3 protein-coding genes and 1 pseudogene are annotated in these 3,050 nt (G+C 50.5%); 1 reads left to right on the forward strand and 3 read right to left on the reverse strand.

The features are described 5' to 3' along the window. Positions 1-89: 89 nt before the first annotated feature. Positions 90-194 (reverse strand): annotated as a pseudogene (locus tag GGQ66_RS23230) (IS6 family transposase); the annotation flags it as partial. A gap of 320 nt (positions 195-514) precedes the next feature. After that, positions 515-1,585, reverse strand: a complete 1,071-nt coding sequence (locus GGQ66_RS22795; RefSeq protein ID WP_183796015.1) for an NAD-dependent epimerase/dehydratase family protein — start codon at positions 1,583-1,585, stop codon at positions 515-517. Between the two features lie 252 nt (positions 1,586-1,837). Between GGQ66_RS22795 and GGQ66_RS22800 the strand changes: the two genes are divergently transcribed. After that, a complete protein-coding gene (locus GGQ66_RS22800) occupies positions 1,838-2,812 on the forward strand; it encodes a radical SAM/SPASM domain-containing protein (protein ID WP_183796017.1) in 975 nt (324 codons plus the stop codon). Between the two features lie 24 nt (positions 2,813-2,836). Here GGQ66_RS22800 and GGQ66_RS22805 read toward each other — a convergent pair. Beyond that, a partial coding sequence (locus GGQ66_RS22805; protein ID WP_183796019.1) for an IS3 family transposase occupies positions 2,837-3,050 on the reverse strand: 214 nt, incomplete at its 5' end.

Consider the following 3,050-nt stretch of genomic DNA (forward strand, 5'->3'; position numbering starts at 1 on the left):
CCATCATGCGAAAACTCATCGTTCTCGCTAACGCACTGCTGAAAAACAATCGCAAATGGACCCCAAAACCAGCTTGATCAAAACGGATACTCTAACAACATCTCCTCGACCAAACGCAGGCTCAATGGAAGCCGGAAATACAGCTGGGCCGCATGGGCGATCACAGAGGAAGGAGAACGATGGCCCTTGCTCATCACCCAAAAATAGCTGCAAACTTTTCAACCCAAGTTAACCTGAAATCACCCTAGGCGTCGCCAAATCGGCGCTTCTTCATCAAAATCTCCTCGAGCACCTTGCCAAGAAAATTCTACTTTCAAACCTCTTTATTCGTAGAGAGCAATTACTCCTTTTTTCAAGTGCGACATGCCAATAAAATTAATGACTTCGCTCAGGATATTCTTGTGCGCCCCGACGGTGGCATTTGCAATCAAATGCTGCCATCGCCGCCTCCGAGCGGCGAGCACTGTCATCCTTCGTGGTTCCCCCAGCCTCAATGGCCGGGGAACCGCACGCATCAGACATAACCCTTACGGATCAGCCACTCACCGACATGGGTTACACCTTCCACGAAAGGAACCTTCGCAACCACGCCAAGCTGCTGCTTGAGATCTCCAGCCTCAGCCACTGCCCAACGAACATCCCCCGGGCGAAACTTTCCCGAGACTTCAGGTGCCGGCGAACTGCTGATCTTCGCGATGGCTTTTGCGGCCTCCAAGACAGTCGTAACAGTACCACTGCCAACGTCAAGCAGCCGCGACCCATTTGGCACGCTCTGAAGCGCAGCCTTGCAGGCACGCGCGACATCATCAATAAATACAAAGTCGCGACCAATGTTTCCATCTTCATAGATATCGATCGGCGCCCCGCCACGAGCAACGCGAAAAAAGATATTAATGATGCCCGTATAGACGTTGAAAGGTGCCTGCCCAGGACCATAGACATTCTGAAAGCGCAAGATGGAAAGAGGAATGTTCATCGCCGCGCACCAAGCGGAAAGAATATTCTCCTGCGCGAGCTTGGTTGAGCCGTATACGCTTGTCGGATTCGGGTTCGTGTGCCCTGCCCGATGCGACAAAGGGGTTAGTTCTTCGCCCTGCTCATCTGTAAAGCTCCAAATTCCCGACTTCAGGTCAGAGGCCTTGCGGATGCCAGGATAGCAAATCTCACCACTTTTTTTCCGCCATGCCCCTTCGCCGTAAACTGCGCGACTAGAGGACAGAAGGATATGGTCGGGCAGGACACCCCTGGATGAAAGCGCGTCCAGCATGCGGGTGGTTCCCACGACGTTTGTCTGGGCATGGAGGGAGGCTTCCGTCAGCGATTGCCCCGTCCCGGTTTCAGCGGCCAGATGAATAAGAATGCGTGGCTTCCAATCATTGAGAACAGCATCCCAGGTACGACAGTCACAGACGTCTCCAACATGGAGGATAACGGAATTCGGCATCAACTCCGGTCGATCGCTGGAGGAGTGCACCTGAGGATGCATGGAATCAATCGCGACGATCGGAAGACCGAAATCTTCGAGTAACGAGGACAGCTTGCAGCCTATAAATCCCGCACCGCCCGTGATCAGTATGCAATCCATGCTTCCCATCCAACCAGCCCCAACATCCAATTTTTCTGGTATCCTACGGCGCGGCATCAGTACATAGTGATCGTTCACGTGTAAAGGGAACATGGGAAGAACAGCGCGCAGGTGGGTCCGTCATTCGTAAGTGTGATTGTAGATGCTGGCAGTCGAGCGCCATGCGCCCCCGTGTTTTCGGGGTCCATGAGATGAGACCGTCACTCACAACAACACAAAAGTAAAAAATAAAAATTATGCAGGAGAATTTAGATGAAATATAGCCACTTTGATAAAGTCTCACCCCGACATCTGATCGAAATTAATGATCGAAATGAATCTATGGATTTGTTTCGCCGTTCAGTTACGATGATTGAGGTGGAATTATTCTCTTACTGTAACAGGCGTTGCTGGTTTTGCCCAAATTCTTACATTGATCGGATCAGCAGTAATACCCATATGTCGGCACATATATATACTTCTATTATTTCTCAACTCGCTGAAATCGATTATTTTGGTGTCATAACTTACAGCAGATACAATGAACCGCTCGCGGATAGGATTATACTTGAGCGTCTCGCAGAAACACGTGACTTACTGCCTAAGGCAAAGCTGCACGCCAATACCAATGGCGATTATCTTACCATCGAATACCTCGCAGAACTCTACGATGCGGGCATGCGGTCGCTGAATATCCAGCTCTATCTGAAGAACCGTGAGAAATACGATCACGCAAAAACAATAAAAAGAGGCGAGCAGACGCTGCGCCGCCTGCCCCTTCCCTATAAGGTGACCATAGACCAGCCAGGAATCTGGTATGAGATGGAACTCGAATACAAAGATATGAAGATTCGCCTCTATGGTCGGAATTTCGAGGAAAACGGCACCAGCAGAGGCGATCAGGTAGATATAAAGCGAGACTTCGTCAGGACCTTGCCTTGCAGCCAGCCGGTTTGGGGGATTTATATCGATTACAATGGTAAGATGGTGCCTTGCTGTAACTTCCGGTCTGACATTTCCGAGCACGCAAGTTATGTCATTAGCGACCTTAACGAGTATCCCGACATATTCCTCAGCTACTCCAGCTCCAAGGCGGCGGATTTCAGACGCTCAATGCTAACCCATGAACGAAAGTCGGGGCCATGCTCGAACTGCAGCTTCTCCCTTGAGGAGCTAAGCGCTGAACGCAAGAAAAAAATCGAAGATGTGCTAGGTGTTCAGTCCCGGCATCTGATGGATCGGATTTAGGTTGAATCTTTCTGGCTCCGAAGTCTAGCTGTTCAGTCCTGGCATTTGATGGTGCGGATTGAGCTTAAACCGTTTTGGCTCTTTTGCCCAGATTTTGCAGATGAATTCGTAGGGCGTCAGGCCGCGCAGCGTCTTTAGCCGCTGGCCGTAATTGTAGGCGTCAACGAAGTCATGAAGGTGGGCGGTTAACTGGGCATGGCTGTCGTAGTGGTAACGTTTGACAGTCGCTTCCTTGATC

This window comes from Allorhizobium borbori (assembly GCF_014196535.1).
Classification (GTDB): domain Bacteria; phylum Pseudomonadota; class Alphaproteobacteria; order Rhizobiales; family Rhizobiaceae; genus Ectorhizobium; species Ectorhizobium borbori.

Bases quoted from the DNA above. Each gene is read 5' to 3' on its own strand.
- GGQ66_RS22795 (WP_183796015.1), bottom strand. From the start codon at position 1,585: ATGGATTGCATACTGATCACGGGCGGTGCGGGATTTATAGGCTGCAAG.
- GGQ66_RS22800 (WP_183796017.1), top strand. From the start codon at position 1,838: ATGAAATATAGCCACTTTGATAAAGTCTCACCCCGACATCTGATCGAA.